The following is a 269-nucleotide window of genomic DNA, read 5'->3' on the forward strand; positions in this document are numbered from 1 at the left end:
TTCATCAGCGGTGGATGAGGTTGTACCCGGCCGCCGTAAATTTCTAAAATTGATGGGTGGTGTCGGTGCGGGGTTAACATTGGGGTTCTCTTTACCTTTGTCACTCAATGCTCGCGCGGATGAGGCCGCGAAGGCGCCGTTTGAACCCAATGCGTTTGTGCGTATCGGGACAGACAACAAAGTTACCGTGATGATCAAACACGTTGAAATGGGTCAGGGTACTTATACCGGCCTGACGACTTTGGTCGCAGAAGAGCTGGATGCGAGTT

1 protein-coding gene is annotated in these 269 nt (G+C 52.0%); it reads left to right on the forward strand.

Annotation, left to right across the window (positions count from 1 at the left end):
• The coding region (locus JI666_RS21065) for a molybdopterin cofactor-binding domain-containing protein (protein WP_206895032.1) at window positions 1–269 on the forward strand (269 nt) is incomplete at both ends.

It is taken from the genome of Bacillus sp. NTK071 (assembly GCF_017303315.1).
Classification (GTDB): Bacteria; Bacillota; Bacilli; order Bacillales; family Guptibacillaceae; genus Guptibacillus.